The organism is Pseudomonas sp. GM84 (assembly GCF_000282535.1).
Taxonomy (GTDB): Bacteria; Pseudomonadota; Gammaproteobacteria; order Pseudomonadales; family Pseudomonadaceae; genus Aquipseudomonas.
Window position 1 is genome coordinate 1 of sequence record NZ_AKJC01000038.1, and the last position, 1,716, is coordinate 1,716.

3 protein-coding genes are annotated in these 1,716 nt (G+C 59.9%); all 3 read left to right on the plus strand.

Features of this window, described 5'->3' with window-relative positions; genetic code table 11:
• Window positions 1-192: hypothetical protein (locus PMI38_RS02950; protein WP_043272862.1), on the plus strand; the 192-nt coding region annotated here is incomplete at its 5' end.
• Between the two features lie 229 nt (window positions 193-421).
• Window positions 422-604 carry a sulfur starvation response protein OscA gene (gene oscA, locus PMI38_RS02955; RefSeq protein ID WP_003248957.1) on the plus strand — a complete coding sequence of 61 codons (183 nt, stop codon included), beginning with the start codon at window positions 422-424 and terminating at the stop codon, window positions 602-604.
• 48 nt (window positions 605-652) lie between these two features.
• On the plus strand, window positions 653-1,660 hold the full coding sequence (locus PMI38_RS02960) for a sulfate ABC transporter substrate-binding protein (RefSeq protein ID WP_008090479.1): 1,008 nt from the start codon (window positions 653-655) through the stop codon (window positions 1,658-1,660).
• The last annotated feature ends 56 nt before the right edge of the window (window positions 1,661-1,716 follow it).

A 1,716-nucleotide genomic window follows, 5' to 3' on the forward strand; every position in this document is an offset into this window, starting at 1 on the left:
CTGCTGACGGCGGCGCCCGCCAGCCTGGGCATGATCCCGATTGCCCGTGAGGTGTTCTGGGGGCCGATGGCCTACGCCATGATCGGCGGCATCATCAGTGCAACGCTGCTGACGCTGCTGTTCCTGCCGGCGCTGTATGTGGCCTGGTACAAGATCCAGGAACCTGAACACAGCGAAAAACCTGCACATTGACCTCTGTAGGAGCGGGCTTGCCCCGCGAATGCGATAGTGAATTCACCATCGCATTCGCGGGGCAAGCCCGCTCCCACAAAGGCTTCCTGCCAATCCCTCAAAACAGTTATATAAAAATTCTTAAACAGTATTTTTAAGAATATCCGCGCCTCACTACTATTGCTCTCAAGCCAGGCGCAAATCCCCTTCAAAACCTCTGCCCGGCACCCTTGTTCACAGGAGAACGAGCATGAGCGCATCGCTGCGAAGCATCGACGGTCAGGACGAAGCCACCATTCTGCGTGAGATCCAGAGCGCCTTGCGCGACCTGCGTTTCGGTGCAGTGGAGATTACCGTGCACAACGCGCAGGTCGTGCAGATCGAGCGCAAGGAGAAGTTCCGCCTGCAGCAGCCCGGCAACAAGCCCGGCTGATACCGCCCCACTTCCAAAACTAGAAAAATGCCAATCGGGAGCTTCACCATGTCCATCCGCCGTTATGCGCTCGCCGCCCTGGCCAGTGCCGTTTTTGCCGGTTCCGCTATCGCCAAGGACTACGAACTGCTGAACGTGTCCTATGACCCGACCCGTGAGCTGTATCAGCAGTACAACGCCGAATTCATCAAGCACTGGCAGCAGGCTCACCCGGATGACAAGGTGAAGATCCAGCAGTCCCATGGCGGCTCGGGCAAGCAAGGCCGTGCGGTGATCGATGGCCTGCGCGCTGACGTGGTGACCCTGGCCCTGGCCGGCGACATCGATGAAATCGCCAAGCTCGGCAAGACCCTGCCGGCGGATTGGCAGAAGCGCCTGCCGGACGCCAGCACGCCGTACACCTCGACCATCGTGTTCCTGGTGCGCAAGGGCAACCCGAAAGGCATCAAGGACTGGGGCGACCTGATCAAGAAAGACGTCTCGGTCATCACCCCCAACCCGAAAACCTCCGGCGGCGCCCGCTGGAACTTCCTGGCCGCCTGGGCCTATGGCCTGAAACAGGGCGGCAGCGAAGACAAGGCCAAGGCCTACGTGCAGGAGCTGTTCAAGCACGTACCGGTGCTGGATACCGGCGCCCGTGGCTCGACCATCACCTTCGTCAACAACGGTCAGGGCGATGTATTGCTGGCCTGGGAAAACGAAGCCTTCCTGGCACTCAAGGAAGACGGTGGCAGCGACAAGTTCGAAATCGTCGTGCCGTCGCTGTCGATCCTCGCCGAGCCACCAGTGGCCGTGGTCGACAAGAACGCCGAGAAAAAGGGTAACGAGAAGATCGCCGAGGAATACCTCAAGCACCTGTACAGCCCTGCAGGCCAGAAGATCGCCGCCGAGAACTTCTACCGTCCACGTGACGAGAAAGTCGCTGCCGAATTCGGCAAGCAATTCCCGAAACTGGACCTGGTAACCATCGACAAGGACTTCGGTGGCTGGAAGACTGCACAACCCAAGTTCTTCAACGATGGCGGGGTGTTCGACCAGATTTATCAGGCCCAGTAGCCGGCCATGGAAAAGCGGGGCCGCGTGGCGGCCCATCGCCGGCAAGCCGGCTCCCA

What these genes read in the sequence shown, in the direction of transcription:
- oscA (WP_003248957.1), top strand. Translation starts at nt 422, where the DNA reads ATGAGCGCATCGCTGCGAAGCATCGACGGTCAGGACGAAGCCACCATT.
- PMI38_RS02960 (WP_008090479.1), top strand. Translation starts at nt 653, where the DNA reads ATGTCCATCCGCCGTTATGCGCTCGCCGCCCTGGCCAGTGCCGTTTTT.